21 protein-coding genes are annotated in these 19,323 nt (G+C 63.7%); 13 read left to right on the forward strand and 8 right to left on the reverse strand.

The features are described from left to right. Position 1: 1 nt before the first annotated feature. Together ACO06O_RS19315 and ACO06O_RS19320 are read left to right on the forward strand one after the other, a co-directional pair. Entirely contained in the window at positions 2–1,246 is a 1,245-nt protein-coding gene (locus tag ACO06O_RS19315; protein WP_421883592.1) for a murein transglycosylase A, read from the forward strand. A gap of 203 nt (positions 1,247–1,449) precedes the next feature. Next, positions 1,450–2,052 carry a Smr/MutS family protein gene (locus tag ACO06O_RS19320; RefSeq protein ID WP_421883594.1) on the forward strand — a complete coding sequence of 201 codons (603 nt, stop codon included), beginning with the start codon at positions 1,450–1,452 and terminating at the stop codon, positions 2,050–2,052. Positions 2,053–2,067: 15 nt separating this feature from the next. Here ACO06O_RS19320 and ACO06O_RS19325 read toward each other — a convergent pair whose 3' ends face one another. Further along, the gene (locus ACO06O_RS19325; RefSeq protein WP_421883597.1) at positions 2,068–2,658 is read right to left on the reverse strand and encodes a hypothetical protein; all 591 of its coding nucleotides are present in this window, start codon (positions 2,656–2,658) and stop codon (positions 2,068–2,070) included. A gap of 158 nt (positions 2,659–2,816) precedes the next feature. Between ACO06O_RS19325 and ACO06O_RS19330 the strand changes: the two genes are divergently transcribed. The 3 genes from ACO06O_RS19330 to ACO06O_RS19340 all read left to right on the forward strand — a co-directional run bounded on the left by ACO06O_RS19330 (position 2,817) and on the right by ACO06O_RS19340 (position 5,675). Beyond that, positions 2,817–3,167 carry a helix-turn-helix domain-containing protein gene (locus ACO06O_RS19330; RefSeq protein WP_421883600.1) on the forward strand — a complete coding sequence of 117 codons (351 nt, stop codon included), beginning with the start codon at positions 2,817–2,819 and terminating at the stop codon, positions 3,165–3,167. A 106-nt stretch (positions 3,168–3,273) separates the two neighbouring features. Beyond that, on the forward strand, positions 3,274–4,971 hold the full coding sequence (locus ACO06O_RS19335; protein ID WP_421883603.1) for an ATP-binding protein: 1,698 nt from the start codon (positions 3,274–3,276) through the stop codon (positions 4,969–4,971). 125 nt (positions 4,972–5,096) lie between these two features. Beyond that, complete coding sequence (locus ACO06O_RS19340) at positions 5,097–5,675, forward strand: hypothetical protein (RefSeq protein WP_421883606.1); 579 nt, start codon at positions 5,097–5,099, stop codon at positions 5,673–5,675. 28 nt (positions 5,676–5,703) lie between these two features. Here the strand turns inward: ACO06O_RS19340 and ACO06O_RS19345 are convergent, their stop codons facing one another. The 7 genes from ACO06O_RS19345 to hrcA form a co-directional block, all read right to left on the reverse strand. Next, positions 5,704–6,090 carry a RidA family protein gene (locus ACO06O_RS19345; RefSeq protein WP_421883609.1) on the reverse strand — a complete coding sequence of 129 codons (387 nt, stop codon included), beginning with the start codon at positions 6,088–6,090 and terminating at the stop codon, positions 5,704–5,706. A 55-nt stretch (positions 6,091–6,145) separates the two neighbouring features. Beyond that, positions 6,146–6,742 carry a hypothetical protein gene (locus tag ACO06O_RS19350; RefSeq protein ID WP_421883612.1) on the reverse strand — a complete coding sequence of 199 codons (597 nt, stop codon included), beginning with the start codon at positions 6,740–6,742 and terminating at the stop codon, positions 6,146–6,148. Between the two features lie 71 nt (positions 6,743–6,813). Continuing rightward, positions 6,814–8,142, reverse strand: a complete 1,329-nt coding sequence (gene hslU / locus ACO06O_RS19355; protein WP_421883616.1) for an ATP-dependent protease ATPase subunit HslU — start codon at positions 8,140–8,142, stop codon at positions 6,814–6,816. Continuing rightward, positions 8,139–8,705, reverse strand: a complete 567-nt coding sequence (hslV, locus tag ACO06O_RS19360; RefSeq protein WP_421883619.1) for an ATP-dependent protease subunit HslV — start codon at positions 8,703–8,705, stop codon at positions 8,139–8,141. The genes hslU and hslV overlap by 4 nt, the downstream gene beginning before the upstream one ends. A 94-nt stretch (positions 8,706–8,799) precedes the next feature. Continuing rightward, entirely contained in the window at positions 8,800–10,227 is a 1,428-nt protein-coding gene (locus ACO06O_RS19365) for a S1C family serine protease (protein WP_421883622.1), read from the reverse strand. An 80-nt stretch (positions 10,228–10,307) separates the two neighbouring features. Beyond that, positions 10,308–10,937 carry a nucleotide exchange factor GrpE gene (gene grpE, locus ACO06O_RS19370; protein ID WP_421883625.1) on the reverse strand — a complete coding sequence of 210 codons (630 nt, stop codon included), beginning with the start codon at positions 10,935–10,937 and terminating at the stop codon, positions 10,308–10,310. A gap of 115 nt (positions 10,938–11,052) precedes the next feature. Then, the gene (hrcA, locus tag ACO06O_RS19375) at positions 11,053–12,108 is read right to left on the reverse strand and encodes a heat-inducible transcriptional repressor HrcA (protein ID WP_420419216.1); all 1,056 of its coding nucleotides are present in this window, start codon (positions 12,106–12,108) and stop codon (positions 11,053–11,055) included. Positions 12,109–12,261: 153 nt separating this feature from the next. Between hrcA and rph the strand changes: the two genes are divergently transcribed. The 8 genes from rph (at position 12,262) to ACO06O_RS19415 (ending at position 19,318) form a co-directional block, all read left to right on the forward strand. Next, positions 12,262–12,975: a ribonuclease PH gene (gene rph, locus ACO06O_RS19380; protein WP_421883628.1), complete on the forward strand. Its 714-nt coding sequence runs from the start codon at positions 12,262–12,264 to the stop codon at positions 12,973–12,975. Positions 12,976–12,997: 22 nt separating this feature from the next. Continuing rightward, positions 12,998–13,597 carry an RdgB/HAM1 family non-canonical purine NTP pyrophosphatase gene (rdgB, locus tag ACO06O_RS19385; RefSeq protein WP_421883630.1) on the forward strand — a complete coding sequence of 200 codons (600 nt, stop codon included), beginning with the start codon at positions 12,998–13,000 and terminating at the stop codon, positions 13,595–13,597. Then, positions 13,594–14,775, forward strand: a complete 1,182-nt coding sequence (hemW, locus tag ACO06O_RS19390; protein WP_421883633.1) for a radical SAM family heme chaperone HemW — start codon at positions 13,594–13,596, stop codon at positions 14,773–14,775. The genes rdgB and hemW overlap by 4 nt, the downstream gene beginning before the upstream one ends. A gap of 164 nt (positions 14,776–14,939) precedes the next feature. Beyond that, positions 14,940–15,689, forward strand: a complete 750-nt coding sequence (locus ACO06O_RS19395) for a hypothetical protein (protein WP_421883637.1) — start codon at positions 14,940–14,942, stop codon at positions 15,687–15,689. Then, positions 15,671–16,303 carry a hypothetical protein gene (locus tag ACO06O_RS19400; RefSeq protein ID WP_421883640.1) on the forward strand — a complete coding sequence of 211 codons (633 nt, stop codon included), beginning with the start codon at positions 15,671–15,673 and terminating at the stop codon, positions 16,301–16,303. The genes ACO06O_RS19395 and ACO06O_RS19400 overlap by 19 nt, the downstream gene beginning before the upstream one ends. Positions 16,304–16,492: 189 nt before the next feature. Next, positions 16,493–17,485, forward strand: coding sequence for a TRAP transporter substrate-binding protein DctP (gene dctP / locus ACO06O_RS19405; RefSeq protein WP_420419222.1), 993 nt, complete (start codon positions 16,493–16,495; stop codon positions 17,483–17,485). A gap of 67 nt (positions 17,486–17,552) precedes the next feature. Further along, a complete protein-coding gene (locus tag ACO06O_RS19410; RefSeq protein WP_421883643.1) occupies positions 17,553–18,047 on the forward strand; it encodes a TRAP transporter small permease in 495 nt (164 codons plus the stop codon). Next, positions 18,044–19,318 (forward strand): TRAP transporter large permease, encoded by a 1,275-nt coding sequence (locus ACO06O_RS19415; RefSeq protein ID WP_420419224.1) that lies wholly within the window; start codon positions 18,044–18,046, stop codon positions 19,316–19,318. Before ACO06O_RS19410 ends, ACO06O_RS19415 begins: the two co-directional genes overlap by 4 nt. Positions 19,319–19,323 lie beyond the last annotated feature (5 nt).

The raw sequence follows: 19,323 nt of genomic DNA on the forward strand, positions 1-19,323 counted from the left end.
AATGCAGCCACGGTTCCGCCCGTTCCGAACCTTCGCGCTCTGCGCGATGGCGGCGATTGCCCTTGCTTCCTGCGAGGCGGAAAAGGACGAAAAGGAACCGGAACCCGCCCCGGTGGCGCCGGCTCCGGCCGGGATGACCCTGTCGGCGGTGGGGTTCGATGCGCTGCCGGACTGGCGCGCGGACGATCTGTCCGGCGCCCGAGACGCACTGTCGCGTTCCTGCGCGCGGATCCTGACCCTGAAGCCCGAAACCGAAATCGGCAGCGGCGCGCTGCAGACGACGGCGATGGACTGGCGCGCCGCCTGTCAGGCGCTGGACGCCGTACCGGATGGGGCGGATGCGCTGCGCGATTATTTCGAAGGCTTTTTCCAGCCCTTCGCGGTGGCCGACGCGGCGGATGGCGACGCCCCCGACGCGGATCAGGGGCTGTTCACCGGCTATTTCGAGGCGGAGCTGACCGGGTCGCGGGTCCGGGACGAGATCTTCGCCACGCCGATCTATGCCCGGCCGGAGGATTTGATCACCGTCGATCTTGGCCTGTTCGACCCGGAGCTGAAGGGTAAAGGCATTGTCGGCGCGGTGGAGAAAGGCAAGCTGAAACCCTATCCGACGCGCGGCGAGATCGAAGCGGGCGCGCTGAACGGCAAGAACCTCGAATTGTTGTGGATCGACGATCCGGTCGATGTGTTCCTGCTGCAGGTCCAGGGGTCGGGCCGAGTCATCCTGCCGGATGGCGAGGTCGTGCGGGTCGGCTTTGCCGCCCATAACGGCCATGGCTACCGCTCCATTGGACGCCGCCTGATCGATATGGGCGAATTGCAGGCCCATGAAGCGAGCTGGAACGGCATCCGCAACTGGGTCGAAAGCCATCCTGACAAGGCCGCCGAACTCTTCGCCTATAATCCGCGTTTCATCTTCTTCCGCCAGTTGGACGGCGACGGGCCGATCGGGGCGGAGGGTGTCGCCCTGACGCCGGAACGCAGCCTGGCGGTCGACACGGCGTTCATCCCGCTGGGCGCCCCGATCTGGCTCGACACCGTTCGGCCGGGCGGCAGCGCGGAACCGATGCGCCGCCTGATGGTGGCTCAGGACAAGGGTGGTGCGATCAAGGGCGTGATCCGCGGCGACTTCTTCTGGGGTTATGGCGATGCCGCCCTTGCGGAGGCCGGACGCATGAAGTCGACGGGCCGCTATTTCCTGTTGCTTCCCAAGCCCTTGGCGAACCGGGTGAAGGCGACGAGTTAACCCGTTCAACCGATCTGGCAGGTCGTTAAAGCGGGCTCGATTCCTTGCCATTCGGGCCGGCGCCGACCATTGTCGATGGCCTAATTGAGATTTCGGTTGAAGGTCCTCATGTCGGATTTCAGCATCCCGCCAAAAACCCTTCAGAAGCCGCCCGTCATCGGCGGCGTCGAACGGACAATCGAACCGCGCACGCTTGGACCGCCGTGCCCGCCCCTGTCAATCGTTTCATTTCCGTAACAATGCCGCGCCGCCGCAAAGATGCCGATGACAATGCCTTGTGGGAGGCCGTGAAGGCGACCGCGACGCCGGTTGTCCGGGATACGGTGTTCCGCGACAGTCTGGAATCCGCTATCGCCGTGCCACCTGAGGCGGAGAAAGCAAAGAAAACGGCAAAACGGCGGCCCGCTAATCGGCCTCCGACCGCCGTTCTCCCCGAGGCCCTGCCTCAGCCTAAGCGCGCCCGGGAACTCTCCCACGGCTGTGCGCCCGGCGTCGACCGACGGACGGCGGAAAGGCTGAAAAAGGGCCGGATGGAGATCGAGGGACGTCTGGACCTGCATGGGATGAGCCGCGAGGACGCCCATCGCGCGACATTGAGTTTCGTATCCGGCGCGCGCCTGTCCGGAAAGCGCTGCATCCTGATCGTGACCGGCAAGGGCAAGGGCATTCTACAGAGCGAACTGCCGCGCTGGCTTAACCTGTCGCCTATTCGCGAGCAGATCCTCAGCTTCAGCCACGCCCGGCCGCAGGATGGCGGGTCCGGTGCTGTCTATATCCTGTTGAAACGGGACAGAAGCGTGCCTTAGAGCCCCAAGGGAATACTACGACGCCGGAAGGCCTGGCAGGGGGCAGACGGTATCCTTCTGGCCTTTCCCGCGAATATGGACATCGAACACGCCGCGAAGGGCGTCCACCGCCGCGGGGTCCTTTCCGCTGCCGCTGCCGTAGTAGATGCCTAGGCAATCCTCGACCAACTGGGCGACATCGCCGATCGGACGGCCTGTCGCCTGGGCGATCCCATTCAGGTCGTGAGAGACCGATAGCGCCAGATTGGCCTTTGCGACCTCGCTGATGAAAGCGGAATAGAAGGAACCGAACCCGTTCTTCGCCCCCATCAGGTCGAGAACGGCGCAGGTCGGCGGCGCGGCGGCTTGGTCGCGTTTCAGGATCCCGTCAACCATGGTCCCGATCTGGGTCACCACCGTCGGACACATGCGGCTGGGGTCCATCTTGTCGGCCCATATGTCGATGCAATTGATATCCGGCCGATAGAACGGCAAGGCCGCCACGGCGTGGAACATTTCTTCGACATTGCTTTGCGTTGGCTGCCCATCATGGACCCAAACGATGAAATCCCCATCATCGCTGGGTCTGATAAGGCAGGAATAACCCGACCGGACCGACCTGAACATGGTAACGCAGCCTCCCAATCACTCAGAGCCCACGCTAAGCTACGCGAACAAGCTTAATCAATTCATAACATTGCATTTTCTTGCATGCGTTGTGGATAGGGTGACGTTTATACCGAGCGTCGTTCGAAATGCCCTGTTTCGGGAAAGGAAAGGCGGAAATGACCACGCCCTTTGGCCAACGGTTGCGCGATCTCCGGCGGGAACGCGGTGTGACCCTGAAAGACCTTGCCGAGGCGCTGGGGGTCAGCCAGGCCTACCTCTCAGCGCTGGAGACGGGCCGCCGGCCGCGGCCCACACCGGTCCGGGTCGACCAGATCTGCGCCTATTTCGGGATCATCTGGGACGAAGCGGAAAGTTTGAAGGACCTTGCCCGGTTGTCGCAACCGCGCATCACCATCGACACCACGGGCCTGTCACCGGAGGCGACCCGTCTGGCCAACCGCCTGGCGCAGCGCATAAGACGGCTGGACGGTAAGAAAATTCAACGTCTTCTGGAAACCCTGGGGTGAAAGTTTGGAATGCTTTCGATTTACCAAATATCAACTTGTTCCGTTTCAATATTAATGCGTTTCGCCATGAAACTTGGCGCGGGTTGGAAGGGAACGATCGGCGACTATGGCCGGTGACAAGCGGGAAACACGTGACAGCGTGACAAGCCGGGGTCGGCGCTCGGCCCGGTTCGGCAAATTGGTCGCAGCGCATCTTCTGCCGACCTTCATCCTTGTCATCGGTGTGGTCGCGGTTGGCGCGGGCCTCTTGTTCTATTCCGCTCATCAGCAGAACGCGGTCTCGCAGAATGCCGGCCGACATCTGGCCCAGACCGCCATTTCCGTGGTCACGGAGGAGATCGAGGCCTTCGTCCGGGACTATGCCTATTGGGACGCGACGGCCGAACACCTGATCGTAGACTACAATCCCGACTGGGCCGACGAGAATGTCGGTTCCTGGGCGATCGAGGGCCTGGAGATGTCCGGCGCCCTAGTCTTCGGGGCCGACAACCGGGTCATCAATGCCGCCGATCTCCATGATGCCGACCGGTTCCGCGAAGCCGCGAAACTGCGAAAGTCCCTGGTGGCGCTGATCGCCCGTGCCCGCGACATCAGCCGGACCGGCGACGAAATGCCCCCAGCCGCGACCGGTGTCTTTCGCGATGGTTACGGTATCCATCTTGCGGCGGCGGCTGTGATCCAATGGGAAGACGGCACCGACGCACCGCTCGACGGGTCGGAACCGGGCGTGCTGCTGTTTTATCGAACCATAGACGACACGATGCTTGCCAATCTGGAGGCGCGCTTCCTGCTCAGCGCGCCCCGTCTGGTCTTGAACGATCCGGGCGGCGGCATGGTGCCGCTCCGCTCCGTCGACGGCCGCGTGCTAGGCGGGCTCGCCTGGCAATCGGAAACGCCGGGCACGGACATGCTCAAGAACCTTGCGCTGCCGCTTCTGGCCTCTGTCGTCATCATGAGCATTCTGGTCGGGATGATCGTGGTTCGCGTGGTCCATTCTGCCCGTCAGGTCCGCATCTATCAGGCAGATCTGGAGGCGCAGACGCGGAAACTGCGCGCCGCGTGGAGCGAGGCGGAGAACGCGAACCGCAGCAAGTCCCGGTTCCTGGCGATGATGAGCCATGAATTGCGCACGCCGCTGAACGCCGTGATCGGGTTCTCCGATTTCATGCGCCAGGCACCGCAGGAGGTGATGGACTACGACCGGGTGCGGGGCTATGCCGAGGATATCCATACCAGCGGCACCTTTCTTCTGGCCCTGATCAACGACATCCTCGACATGTCGAAGATCGAATCGAACCGGTATGAGCTGTACGAAGAAGAGATCGATCTCGACACCATTCTGGACCAGTCGGCGACCCTGGTGCGCGGCATGGCCAAGGAGCGCGGGATCCGCCTGTCGGTGCCGGCTTCAGGGCAGCGTCTGCGGGTCGATGCCCGGGCGTTGAAACAGATCCTGCTGAACCTCCTGTCGAACGCGGTCAAGTTCTCGAATGCCGGCGGGATTGTCCGCGTCGACCACACGGTTCAGGACGGGATGGTGCGGATCGCCGTGACCGATAGCGGGATCGGCATGGCGCCCGCCGAAATCGAAAAGGCACTGACTCCCTTCGGTCAGGCCAAGGACGCGCATGTCCGCAACATGGAAGGGACGGGCCTGGGCCTGAACATCGCGAAATCGCTGGCCATCCTGCATGGCGGCGATCTCGAGCTGAGCTCGTCCCCGGGCAAGGGCACCACGGTCACGATCCTGCTGCCCGAATCCCGGTTGGTCGGCGCGCCGGCCGGTGCGGTATCCGCGGCCTGACCGCCCTGAATGCGGCGCAATGTCCTGCCGAATGGTTTTGCCGCGTTAACCAAATCACGTCATTGTGATCGCCACTCGGGTCGCTGGGATGGGCGGCCCGTATCAGCGCTTGGTTTAGGAACATCGTGGCGGAAAAATTCGATCCACGTTCCGGCGTGCCGGTTTCGACCGACGCCGCGAAGCTTTTTTTGTCGGTCTGGCGGGATCTGACGCGCCGCAGCGCGCCGGATCTGCCGCTGAAATCCGACCTGGACCCGGCCGCGCTGACGGCCGCTTTGCCGCATTTCTGGCTTTACCGGCAGATGCCCGACCGCACGATCCTGTGCCATTTCACCGGCGAGGACGTCACCTCCGCCTGGGGCGCGCCGACGCGCGGAAAACCGCTCAGCCAGATCATCCGCAACGGCATGCACAAACCTGTCGAGGCGCGTTTCAATCTGGCCATGGAGCGCAGGCTCCTGGTGCATGGCATCAACCATACGCCGGGCGCCGAACATTCCTATGCCGAACGCATTTACGGTCCCTTGCGGGACGAGGACGGCACGCTCTATGTCGCCGGGATTTCGGTCTATCGCAGCGCCGGTCCCGAACTCCTGGAAAACGCGCTGCAAAGCCTGGAAATGGATGCCCTGCGCGCCTATGACGCCCTGACGCTGGACTATATCGGCACGTTCCACGGCACCGATCTCGATCCGCTGGGGTGAGGGGGCCGGAAGACGGCCAGCCTAGCAATCAGCGGGCGGCCAGGACGTCGATTTCGACCAGATAATCGGGTTTCCCCAGCGCCGGGACGCAGACCAGCGTCCAGGGCGGCAAGCGGTCGCCGTGGAGTTCCTTGTGAACCGCGACATAGGCCGCGATGTTCTCCTGGCCGACGATATAGCTGGTGACCTTCACCACATGCTCCGGCCCCATCCCGGCTTCGGCCAGTATGGCGAAGACATTCTCCCAAGCCTGCCGGCTCTGCGCCTCGGCCCCGGCACGGCAGGTCCCGTCCGGCGCCTCGCCAAGCTGTCCCGACAGGGTCAGAAGGTCGCGCACGCCTTCCGTAAGGAAACCGTGATTGTAGGCGCTGGCGGGCGGTGCGATCTGCGGCGGGTTGATGGGCTTCGGCGGCATTCGATCATCCTTCTCATCGGTTAAATGGGTCGACAAGACGGGCCGGGAGAAATCGCTATCGCTCCAGGCCAAGGGCTTCGTCGGCGAAGACCACGATTTCCGCGATCAACTTTGAGAAGGCGATGGGCGCGGCCTTCATATGAAGAGGATCGAAGGCCGTAACCGGTAGAAAGAATTCGCTGCCGCTGGCCCTGTGCGACTTTGCCAGTTTACGGCGGGCCACGCGTTCACCTCCCTTGTTTACGATGACAAGGGCACCGAATTCGATCCCTTGGGAGCATTGGTAGAACGTGTATTTTCGGCAGCTTAGATCGCCCTCAATATCCGTGAAATGGATTTCCACATGATTGGCCGTGTCTTCCTCCGGTACCAATGCGTATGATCTGGACAATCCATCCAACAGGGCGGGAATGACGGCCTTCGAATAGTCGTAGGTCGTGTTCTCAAAACCGAGGATGGGGTCACTGAATACAAATTTCAGTTCTTCCTGATGAACAATCTCGACATTCAGTGGCGGCCGAACTTCTTGGGACTCGAGAATTGGGTCGTTGATAAGTTCCTTGGGTTCCATGACCCGTTCCTGAATGGATGCGCACGCCGTCGCACCGACCAGAAGCATCAATAGAACCGAGGCCCGCAAAATCGCGCGCATACATTCCCCTCCCGTGAAGCAGCAAGACTCACCGCTAAAAAACACGGGTGGTGAAACCGGGCAATCGCCTTCTACAAAATGAACTTCGACAAATCCGCGTTCTTGGCCAGGTTGCCGACCTGGGCGTGGACATAGGCGGCGTCGATTTCGAAAGTCTCGCCGTCCGGCTTGTCGGACGCGCTGTAGGAGATCTCTTCCAGCAGCTTTTCCAGCACGGTGTGCAGGCGCCGCGCGCCGATATTCTCGACCGATGCGTTGATCTCGGCGGCCAGCTTGGCCAGCGCGTCGATCGCATCCTCGGTGAAGGACAGGGTCAGCGCTTCCGTCCCCATCAGGGCGACATACTGCTTGATCAGGCTGTTATCCGGTTCGGTCAGGATGCGGCGGAAATCGGCCTCGGTCAGCGCGTTCAGGCTGACCCGGATCGGCAGGCGGCCCTGCAGTTCCGGCAACAGGTCGCTCGGCTTCGCCAGATGGAAGGCACCGGACGCGATGAACAGGATATGGTCGGTCTTCACCGCGCCGTGCTTGGTCGCGACCGTCGTGCCCTCGATCAGCGGCAGCAGGTCGCGCTGCACGCCTTCGCGGCTGACATCGCCGCCGGAGCGTTCGGACCGTACGGTGATCTTGTCGATCTCGTCGATGAAGGCGATGCCGTTCTGCTCGACATTGTGGATCGCGGCCAGCTTGATCGCCTCGTGATCGACCAGCTTGTCGGCCTCCTCGGCGACCAGGACCTCATAGCTTTCGCGCACGGTCATCTTGCGCGCCTTGGTGCGGCCGCCGCCCAGGGCCTTCCCGAAGATGTCGTTCAGGTTCAGCATGCCCATCTGGGCGCCCGGCATGCCGGGAATGTCCATGGTCGGCAGGCCCATGCCGCCGGTATCCTGGACGTGGATTTCGATTTCCTTGTCGTCCAGGGAGCCCTCGCGCAGCTTCTTGCGGAAGGTCTGGCGTGTCGCGTCGCCGGCCTTGTCGCCGACCAGGGCGTCGATCACCCGCTCCTCCGCCGACAATTCGGCCTTGGCGTGAACCTCGCGGCGCTGGTTCTCGGTCTCCATCTGGATCGCGACCTCGACCAGATCGCGCACGATCTGCTCCACATCGCGGCCGACATACCCGACCTCGGTGAATTTCGTCGCCTCGACCTTGATGAAGGGGGCGCGGGCCAGCTTGGCCAGGCGGCGGGCGATCTCGGTCTTGCCGCAGCCGGTCGGGCCGATCATCAGGATGTTCTTCGGCAGGACCTCTTCGCGCATCTCGGGCTCAAGCTGCAGCCGCCGCCAACGGTTGCGCAGGGCAATGGCGACGGCCTTCTTGGCGTCGTTCTGACCGACGATGAACCGGTCGAGTTCGGAGACGATCTCGCGGGGGCTGAAACTCGGGCTCTTGTCGCTCACGTGTCCAGGCTTTCCAGGGTGATGTTCTCATTGGTGTAGATGCAGATATCGGCCGCGACCTTCATCGACCGGCGGGCGATATCCTCGGCGCTCATATCGTCACGGTCGGCCAGCGCCCGGGCGGCGGCCAGGGCATAGGCCCCGCCTGATCCGATGCCGATCAGCCCGTCTTCCGGTTCCAGCACGTCGCCGGTGCCGCTGAGGATTAGCGAAACGTCCTTGTCGACCACGGCCATCATCGCCTCCAGGCGGCGCAGATAGCGGTCGGTGCGCCAGTCCTTGGCCAGTTCGACGCAGGCTCGGGTCAATTGCGCCGGATATTGCTCCAGCTTCGCTTCCAGCCGTTCGAACAGGGTGAAGGCGTCGGCGGTCGCCCCGGCAAAGCCGACGATCACCTTGCCGTCGGCCAGCGGGCGGACCTTGCGCGCATTGGATTTGAACACGGTGTTGCCCAGGCTGACCTGGCCGTCACCGGCGATGACCACCTTGTCGCCCTTGCGGACGGACAGGATCGTGGTGCCATGGAAAACCGGCGCGTCGCCGGCAGAAGTTTGCTGCGTCATGCCCGCCGATATGGGCGACCGGGCCCGGAAGGTCAACTCTGGCCCGCAGGCGACGTCAGGACCATGGCGCCAGGGCGGCTTCAGGATGGCGGAGTCAGGATGGCGGCGATCCGTCGACGGTCATGTTGAGATATTCCAGCGCCGAGGCGATGGGAATGAACAGGCTCAAGGAATCCGTGGCCTGCCCGCCGGCATTCGCGACCGCGACCGTGACGCCGAGAATATTGCCGTTTTCATCGACCAGCGCCCCGCCGCTATTGCCGCCATGGACGGCCGCGTCAGCCTGGATCAGCGGCGGTTCCCGCCCGGTCAGGCCCGTGGACCGAATGCTGCTGACGATGCCGCGGGTCACGGTGGCTTCCAGCACCTGTTGTGCCGGGGTGCCGATAACGAAAACCGGCGCCGCGACCTTCGGATAGGCGAGATGCAGCGGCAAGGGTTTCAGGCCGCTGACCGGCACCCGCAACAGGGCCACATCGCGGACCTTGTGGCGGCGCACCACATCGGCGGCCATTTCCAGGCCGGACGGGAACCGGACGCGCACCGTCTCGGCCTCGCCGACCACATGATAATTGGTCAGGATATGACCGTCTTCCCGGACGACGAAACCGGATCCATGCCCGCCGGCGCCGACCACAACGGTCACGACGGACCCGGTCACCGCGTCCGAAACCTCGTGAAAAGGCCTCTGGGACAGCGGCAGGTTCGGCAGCACGAAGACCGGCGCGGAGCTCGGTGCGGCGGAGCCGGATTCCGGCAGGTCGGCGGTTTGCGCCGTCGGGCCGAGTTTGCCGGAGACCGCGGCGACAAAATCCGCGTCGCCCGCCAGCCGGTCGGCCGACGCCGCGAAGGCGCCGCGCCACGCCTCCATGAACCCCGTCGTCGACGCCTTGGATTTCAGAAAATACCCATTGGAGGTGAACTGCGCGATTTCCCGCTGCTGAACCACGTCATAGACGCTCCAGGTCACGTCCAGATAGACCTCGCCGGCATATTTTCCAAGCGGCCGTCCGTCCCACCAATGGTGTTCCTCACAGAAATTGCCCCGCATCTCGTCGATACGGGCGGCGATGAGATACTGCGCGCGGTCGATTTCGTCCGGGACGTTGAACAGTTTTCCGGGATCGGTCGTCACGTCGAAGCCACGGCCGGTCATCGTATCGAAAAAGGCGATGCCCAGATCGTCGCGCCAGCCGGACAATTGCTGCGAGGCGCCGATCCAGGTTTCCGTGACTTCGCCGGTATAGCCGTAATTGCACAGACCCACGCTGGTCCCCGGCACGCCGTCGGCCGGGTAATGCGCGACGACCGTGCCCGACCGGATCCCGGACACGACCCGTTCGAAAGCGATCGGCTTGGTGCCTTCAACGCGGATGAAGTCGGCCGGCGCATCCTGCGCGACCGGGATATCCATTGTCGGTGTCGTGTTGCAGGCGGTTAGGGCGGCACAGGCGGCCAGCAGGCAGGCCGACGGGACAAAGGTCGCGATGCGGCGCGCCCAATTCGATTCACCAAAGACCATATGCGCCTCCCGAAAAAACAATCGGGAGGAGAATATGGAACAAATGCTGAACCGCCAAGAAAATTCGCGCGGGACGGGAATCAGGCGGACGTGTCGACTTTCTCCGTATCGTCCGGCGGCGGTGCCGCGTCGCCCTTGGCGACCAGCACCATGGCCGGGCGCAGCAGGCGATCGTGCAGCTTATAGCCCGATTGCAGGACCTGGACGACGGTGCCGGCCGGCTTGCCGGTGCCGGGCACTTCCTGGATCGCCTGATGTTCCGCATAGTTGAACTTCTCGTCCAACGGATCGATCTTGGCGATGTGGTTCTTCTGGAAGGCGTCCAGCAGCATCTTTTCGGTCATTTCGACCCCGACCAGCAGGTTCTTCATGACCTCGTTGTCGGCCCGGTGCTCTTCCGGCACGGCCTCGACGGCGCGGCGCAGATTGTCGACCACCGGCAGCAATTCCTTGGCCAGGCCGGACGCGGCATATTTCAGCGTGTCGCTGCGCTCCTTGTCGGCGCGGCGGCGGACATTTTCCGCCTCGGCCACGGCACGCAGCGCACGGTCGCGCATCGCCGCCAGTTCGGATTTCAGCTGGACGACCTCGTCGCTGTCTTCCGGTGCGGTTTCGACATCGGCACCGGTTTCCTCCACCGCGGCTTCGGCCGCGGCATCCGCCGCTTCCTGTTCGGTTTCGTCCGACTGGGTCTTCTTATCCTCGCTCATACTCACCGCCTGTTTGCGTTCATACCTTAAAAGGGTCGCGGGGGGCGTAGCCCATTCCGGGTGACGCCTCAAGTCCCGCTGCGAAATCCGCCGATCTTCTCCCGTTTTCGCCGGTTCAGGTCCTGGTGCCGCCGACCAGCCGGCCAATCACCTTGGCCGTATAATCGACCATGGGAATGATCCGGGCGTAATTCATCCGGGTCGGGCCCAGAACGCCGATGGCGCCGACGATCTTCTGACCGTCCTCGCCGCCGCGATACGGGGCGACGATCATGGAACAGCCGGCCAGCGAGAACAGATCGTTCTCGGCGCCGATGAAGATCTGGACACCTTGGGCGACCTCCGCCGCGTCCAGCAGCTTCCACAGGTTTTCCTTGGCTTCCAGGGCCGAGAACAGGCTGCGGATCCGTTCCAGATCGGCGATGGCCGTTACGTCCTCCAGCAGATTGGACTGACCGGACACGATCAGGACCCCTTCGCCGGACGTCACATCCGACCAGGTCGCCAGGCCGGTTTCGACCACCTTTGCCGTCAACTCGTCAATCTGGGCACGATGGGCCTGAATTTCATCCGCAATAACGCTGCGGGCGTCGGCGATGGACCGGCCGACCAGCTTCGCCGTCAGGTAATTCGTCGCCTCGATCAGGGTGGAGGAGGGCAGGCCCATCGGCAGGTCGATGACCCGGTTCTCCACCATGCCGCTTTCGGTGACCATCACGACCAGCGCCCGGCCCGGGCCCAACGGCACGAATTCGATATGCTTCAGCACGCCGTCGGTTTTCGGCGCGGTGACCAGTCCGGCGCAGCGGCTTAACCCCGACATCAGGGTCGAGGTTTCCTCCAGCATCTGGGTGACCGACCGGCCGGCCGTCGCGCATTGCCGCTCGATCATGGCGCGGTCGTCGCTGCTCAACTGGCCGCTTTGCAGCAAGCCGTCGACGAACAGCCTGACCCCCATATCGGTGGGCAGCCGCCCGGCGGAGGTATGCGGCGCATAGAGCAGCCCGGCCTCCTCCAGATCCGCCATGACATTGCGGATCGTGGCCGGCGACAGGCCCATATCCAGACGCCGCGAGAGCGTGCGCGAGCCGACGGGTTCGCCGGTTTCGACGAAGGCCTCCACGACCAGGCGCAGGATGTCTCGGGATCGATCGTTCAGCTCGGTTATCATGGCAGCGCAAATGTAGGTAGGGGTCGGTAAGGCGTCAATTGCCCCGCGGCGAAGCGCCAAGTGCCCCGCACTGGACGGAACCCGCGGGAAAGGCTAAAGCGTAAGTCGCTTAACCATAGTCAGAACCGTTGCAATTTGTCCCAGGGAGAAACGATGCGCCCGTCCGGCCGTGCCGCAGATCAGCTTAGAGAAATCGTCCTCGAACCGGAGGTCGCGCGCTATGCCGAAGGGTCGTGTCTGGCGAAATTCGGTCATACGCATGTCCTGTGCACCGCGTCGGTCGAGGATGGGGTTCCGCCGTTTCTGCGCAATACGGGCAAGGGCTGGGTGACGGCGGAATACGGCATGCTGCCGCGCTCCACCCACAGCCGGATGGACCGCCGCCGCACTGCCGACAGCGGCCGGTCGCAGGAAATCTCGCGCCTGATCGGGCGGTCCCTGCGGGCCGTTACGGATACGAAACTATTGGGCGAACGCCAAATCCGGGTCGATTGCGACGTGATCCAGGCCGATGGCGGCACCCGCACGGCGGCCACGACCGGCGGCTATGTCGCCCTGGCGCTGGCAATCCAGCATATGGTGAAGCTGGGCGCGGTCCAGAAATCGCCGCTGACCGGCTCCATCGCCGCGATCTCCTGCGGCCTCTACAAGGGCGAGGCGGTGCTGGATCTCGATTACGACGAGGATTCCTCGGCCCAGGCGGATGCGAATTTCGTGCTGACCGGCACCGGCGGCCTGGTCGAAATTCAGGGCACGGCGGAAGGCGAGCCGTTCAGCGAGGATCAGTTCCTGGCGCTCCTGCGCCTGGCGCGTAAGGGCTGCTCGGAATTGACGGCTGCGCAAAACGCCGTTCTGGCCAACGGCTGAGCGGGGCGGGGACAGGAACCGAATGGCGCGGCATTTCGACGGGGACAAGCTGGTCATCGCCAGCCATAACGAAGGCAAGGTCCGCGAAATCGCGGATCTGCTGAAACCCTTCGACGTGAAGGTCTTCTCTGCCGCCATGCTCGACCTGCCGGAGCCGGAAGAGACCGGCTACACCTTCCTGGCCAATGCCGAATTGAAGGCCCGCGCCGCCGCGACGGCCGCGAACATGCCGGCGCTGGCCGACGATTCCGGTCTGGCGGTGGCGGCGCTGGACGGCGCGCCCGGCATCTATTCGGCGCGCTGGGGCGGCAAGACCAAGAATTTCGACCTGGCCATGAACCGCGTGCACCGCGCCCTGATCGGCCAGGAGGATAAATCCGCCGCCTTCATCTGTGCCCTGGCGCTGGTCTGGCCCGACGGCCATCTGGAAGCCTTCGAGGGCCGGGTCGAAGGGTCGATCGTCGAGCCGGGACGGGGCAGCCGGGGTTTCGGTTATGACCCGATCTTCGTTCCGGAAGGGGACCGCCGGACCTTCGGGGAGATGGATCCCGACGAAAAGCACGCGATCAGCCACCGCGCCGACGCCTTCAACCAGTTGGTCGCGGCCTGCTTCTCGAAATGAGCCCGCAGCCCGAAAGAGCGGAAACGGCGGCGCGCGCGCCGCTGGCGCTCTATATCCATTGGCCCTTCTGCAAGGCCAAATGCCCCTATTGCGATTTCAACAGCCATGTCCGGGACGGCATCGACCAGGCGCGCTGGCGCAAGGCGCTGCTGACCGAGCTGGACGGCGCGCTGGACGGTTTCGAGGACCGGCGGCTGACCTCGATCTTTTTCGGCGGCGGCACGCCCTCGCTGATGGACCCGGAAACCACGGGCGCCCTGATCGCGGCGGCGCGGGTGAAGGTGCCGCCCGCCGACGATATCGAAATCACGTTGGAAGCGAATCCGACCTCGGTCGAGGCCGGCAAATTCGCCGCCTATGCCGATGCCGGGGTCAATCGGGTATCGCTGGGGATCCAGGCGCTGGACGACGAATCGTTGAAATTCCTGGGCCGGGAACATTCGGCGGCGGAAGCGCGCGGGGCCATCGATCTGGCCCACAGGCATTTCCCGCGCCGCTCCTTCGACCTGATCTATGCCCGGGCCGGTCAGACGCCCGACGCCTGGGCCGCGGAACTGGGTCAGGCGATCGATCTCGCCGCCGACCATCTCTCGCTCTATCAACTGACCATCGAGGAAGGGACGCATTTCCACACGCTGGCGCGGCTTGGACAGCCCCTGACGGCGGAGGAAGAGGTCGCCGCCGCGCTCTACGAGGCGACGCAGGCGCGTCTCGACGCGCTCGGCCTGCCCGCTTACGAGGTCTCGAACCACGCCCGTCCCGGCGCGGAAAGCCGCCATAACCTGGCCTATTGGCGCTATTGGGACTATGTCGGCATCGGCCCCGGCGCCCATGGCCGCGAGACCCGCGCCGGGGTCAAGCGCGCGACCACCCGCGAGCGCCTGCCCGAACGCTGGCTGGAGGCGGTGGACCGTCAGGGCCATGCGCTGAAGGAAGCGGAGGATATCGGCCCCGACCGCCGCCTGCAGGAACTGCTGCTGATGGGCCTGCGCCTGTCGGAAGGCGTTCCGGAAAGCCGCCTGATCGCCGAGACGGGACAGGGTTTCGGCGCGCTCGACGCCGAACGTCTGACGGCCTTGCTGGAGGAAGGCTACCTGGACCGCCGGGACAATGTGCTGCGCGCCACTCCCGAAGGCCGCCTGCGCCTGAACACCGTGCTGGGCTACCTGCTGGCCTAATCGAATCCCATCTTGTTCCTGCGAAAGCAGGAACCTTGGTCGGCCTGACACTCAAAAGCGTCCATCGAAGGCTCCGGCTTTCGCAGGAGCACGGTTTTAGGGGGACAGAACCGACACGGTCTGCGATCCTGGGAAGTAGTCCGCAATCGCAGGTTACAGTCCGGTTGCGGACGGGCGCGGTTCCCGGTTATCTGCTGGGCATGACGGAAGAACGGAACCCTCCCTATCCAGGCCCAGACCGCGAAGGTTGGAAGGCCGCGATCAGCGGCGGCGCGCCGCCGTCCTGGGTTGGGCCGTTGCGGCAGGACGAACGCGTGGTTTGGACCGGCCGCCCCAGCATCTGGTGCTTTAAGCTGAACGGGCTGTGGATGACGGTCTTCTTCTTCGTGTTTCTGTATGTTCTCGGTCCAGTTTTGTTGGTAGTTTTTCTGATCGCCATCCCGGAACTCATGAAGGTGGCAATCCTGGAGCCGTTCGCTTGGTTCTTCATTTCGGGCTTTGGCCTAGCCTTCCTGTTCGTTGTTTATGACAGCTTCGTGCGGCCGGTTCGCCTTATGGTGCGGATCGCGGGTATGCGCTACGCCGTAACGACGGATCGCGCGCTGATCGTCTGGCGGGGGGGCAAGGACCGCCAGTTCATCGAACCGGGCGAAATGCTGTGGGACATCGAAATGCGGCGGTCCATATTGACTGGGCGCGGCACGATCCGGCTGACCGAATGGATGGAGACCCGAAACCATTGGAAGAACCAGGGGCTGCGGGAGGCGGGTGCCTTTTGGCGGATCAAGGATCCCGAGGGCGCGCTGCAGGCGCTGCAGGCCATTCGACACAAACCGCTGACGCCTGAAGAGATCGGCATCTGGCAGCCCCGTTTCGATGCGCCGTTGGGCAAAAAATGGGACAAGCCGACGTGACGGCCGCTGCACCGGATCATCCGGAACTCGCGCCCTGGAATCCGGCGTTGCGGGCGGGCGAGAGATTGCTCTGGACCGGAAGGCCGTCTTCGGGCTGTGCCTCCCTGAACGGAATTCGGCTCCTTCTGGCCTCAATAGCGTTTTCGATTGGGTTGATGATGGCCGGGATACTGCTGTTCTCGGACATCCCGGGCGGCGGTACGGACGCCTGGCCGTTTCACTTTCGTGTCTACTTCGTCTGGGTATCGATTGTGCCGGTCTTGTACGGGGCCGGGTTCTATCTCGTGCGGCGTCGGCGGATTGATCGGACACGCTATGCGATCACCACGGATAGAGTCCTGATCGCCCGGAATCTTGGCGAGGAAGTGGCCGCGATCGAACCGCAGGATATCGATGCGGTCCCGACGGCACCGCGGGCCGATGCGAAGAGGGCCACCATCCGGCTGCGCCATTGGGTCGACACTCCGTTCGAGTTCCGGACCCTGCCGCGGCGCGAAACCGGGGCTTTGTGGGAAGTCGAAAACCCCGCCTCAGCCTATGTCGCTCTGGAACCTTTGATCCGGAAAGGGGCTGCGCTACGCCTCGCCCAAGGCCTGCCGCTGACTCGGACCTGACCCTGCGAAGGATATCGCCTCTGCTCCCGTCCGCTACTGGGATCCAGACCACCGCTTGTCCGAATAGCGAACAGATCGACTGTTTCCAGTTCGCGGCATAATGCATTCGGCGAATTGGCAATTGTGCCGGTGCGCGGTTTCCGTAATCTTTGGTCCTACCAATAAGAAAGCCTTCAGGGAGGACCTGACATGAAGCGTATTCTTTCCGCAGCCGGCTTGGCCGCGACCCTGGCCCTTGGGGCCGTCCCGGCCCAGGCGGCCGATGTCACCATGCGTATCTCGCTGCAGCTGCCGCTGAAAAGCCATCTCGGCCAGAATCTTCTGATGTTCAAGGAAGAGGTCGAGAAGACGACGAATGGCGAAGTTGCGGTCGAAATCTATGACAGCGCGCAGCTTTACAAGGACAAGGAAGTGCCCGCCGCCGTCGGCTCGGGCGCGATCGAGGCCGGTGTTGCCTCGCTGACCCGCTATGTCGGCGACATTCCGGCGGTCGATATCTTCTATCAGCCCTTCGTCTTCGACAGCGAGGAGAAGGTCCGCGCGGCCGTCGCCAAGGGCTCGCCCATCCGCGGCCCGATCGACGACGCAATCGCCGATACCGGCGCGACCGTGCTGTGGTGGCAGGCCTATGGCGGCGCGATCATGCTGTCCAAGGGCGGGCCGCTGAAAACCCCGGCCGATATGGAAGGCAAGAAGGTCCGCGTCTTCGGCAAGACGCTGGGTGATTTCGTGACCGCCGCCGGTGGTGCGCCGACCTTGATCTCGGGTTCGGAACAGTATCTGGCCTATCAGCGCGGCACGGTGGATATCGGCATGACCGGCGTGTCCGGCGTCAAATCCCGCAAGCTGTGGGAAGTGATGGACACGATCACGATCACCAACCACGCCGATATCGAATTCATCGTCGTGGTGAATACCGAATTCTGGAACGGCCTGTCCGATGCCCATAAGTCGGCGATCGAGGCGGCGGCGATGAAGGCGGAAGCCCATGTCCGCAACAAGATGTCGGAAATCGAAGCCGAAGCCTATGCCGCGGCCAAAGAAAACGGCATGAGCGTCTATACGCCGAATGCCGAGGAATTGGCAGCCTGGCGGGCCGTCGCGCAGCCGGTCTATGACGAGTACAAGGAAAAGGCCGGCGAACTCGGCCAGACCCTGTTCTCCGTCGCGACCGGAATGTAATCGGCTGGAACGCAAATCGGGGCCGCTCCGGGATGTTCGGGCGGCCCCTTCCGCGTGGAAAATGACCATGATCGACCGGTTCGTCACGGCACTGGCCTGGCTGGCCGCAGCCCTGTTCACGATATCAGGCTGCATGCTGACCTATGAGGTCGTCGCCCGCTATTTCTTCGTCAAGCCGACAGTCTGGGCGGCGGAACTCAGTCAGCTTTGCCTGATCTGGGGGTCGCTGATCGCCATGGCCTGGGCGCTGCGCTTCCATCGCCACATCGTGGTCGACGCCCTGGCGGCACAATTGCCGCCCCGGATCCTGCGCTGGACGGATACCGGCGCGATGGTCGTCGTCGCGGTGTTCAGTGCCGCGCTGGTCTGGAAGGGCTGGCCGATTTTCTGGGATTCCTTCGAACGCGGCCGGACCACCGGTTCCATGCTGGACCTGCCGGCCTGGGTCGCCGAACTGGCGGTGCCGTTCGGCTTTGCCGTCCTGTTCGCGCAGGCGGTGATCGAGGCGATTGAGACATTCAGGGGCAATCGGCCCGGCCACTGGGAGGCGCCCCACGAATGACCGTGATTCTGATCCTGGCGGCCCTGTTCGGGCTGTTGTTGCTGCGGGTGCCGGTTGCCTTTGCACTGGGCGGGCTGGGCCTTGCGCTGTTGCTGATTGGCGGATTCTCGCCGCTGATGGCGCCGCAGGCGGTGCTGTCCACGCTGGACGGGTTCATCCTGCTGGCCGTGCCGCTGTTCCTGCTGATGTCGAATGTGCTGCTGAAGGGCGGGGTCGGGCGCGACCTCTTCGCCGCCGTCCATGCCTGGGTCGGCCATTGGCCGGGCGGGCTGGCCGTGGCGACCATCCTGTCCTGCGGCATCTTCGCGGCGATTTCCGGCTCGTCGGTCGCAACGGCCGCGACCATCGGCACCGTCGCCATTCCGGAAATGATCAAGCGCGGTTACGAAAAGCGCTTCGTTTACGGCCTGCTGGCGGCAGGCGGGACGCTGGGCATCCTGATTCCGCCGTCGATCCCGATGATCGTCTATGGCTTCGTGACGGAGGAATCCGTCATCTCGCTGTTCCTCGCCGGGATCGGCCCCGGCATCGCGCTGCTGACGCTGTTCATCGTTCTGGCGATGATCCAGGCGCGGTTTTTCGGCGGCTACACGCCGGAAAAGCCGGTGTCCTGGCCGGAGCGCTGGCGCGCGACCCTGCGCGCCGTGCCCAGCCTGGCACTGGCGGCGCTGATCATCCTGGGGATCTATACCGGCGCCTTCACCCCGACGGAGGCTGCGGCGGTCGGTTTCGCCGCCGCCGTCGTGATCACCGCCGGCGTGCTGCGCACCCTGACCTGGAAGGCGTTCCGCGAGGCGGCCTTCGAGGCGATGGCGACGACCGTCGCGATCCTTTTGATCATCGCCGGGGCGAAGATTTTCGGGAAGGCGATCACGCTCTATCGTCTGCCGCAGGACATCTCGCTGTTCATCAGCCAGAACCTGGATACGGCGCTGTTGTTCATCATCGTCGTCAGCGCGGTGCTGCTGCTGATGGGCCTGGTATTCGAAGCCCTGTCCATGGTGTTGATCATGACGCCGGTCCTGCTGCCCTCCGCCATCCAGATGGGATTCGACCCGATCTGGTTCGGGGTCTTCATGGTGGTCATGGTCGAATGCGCGCTGATCACCCCACCGGTCGGATTGAATCTCTATGTGATACAATCCGTGGCCAGGGCGCCGCTATCGGATGTGGCGCGCGGCGTGCTGCCTTTCCTGGTTCTGATGCTGGCCGTGGCGGCGCTGCTCTACGTCTGGACCGATCTGGCGCTCTATATACCGTTCAAACTGTGAGGTGA

It is taken from the genome of Pacificispira sp. (assembly GCF_965228185.1).
GTDB lineage: Bacteria > Pseudomonadota > Alphaproteobacteria > UBA8366 > Aestuariispiraceae > Pacificispira.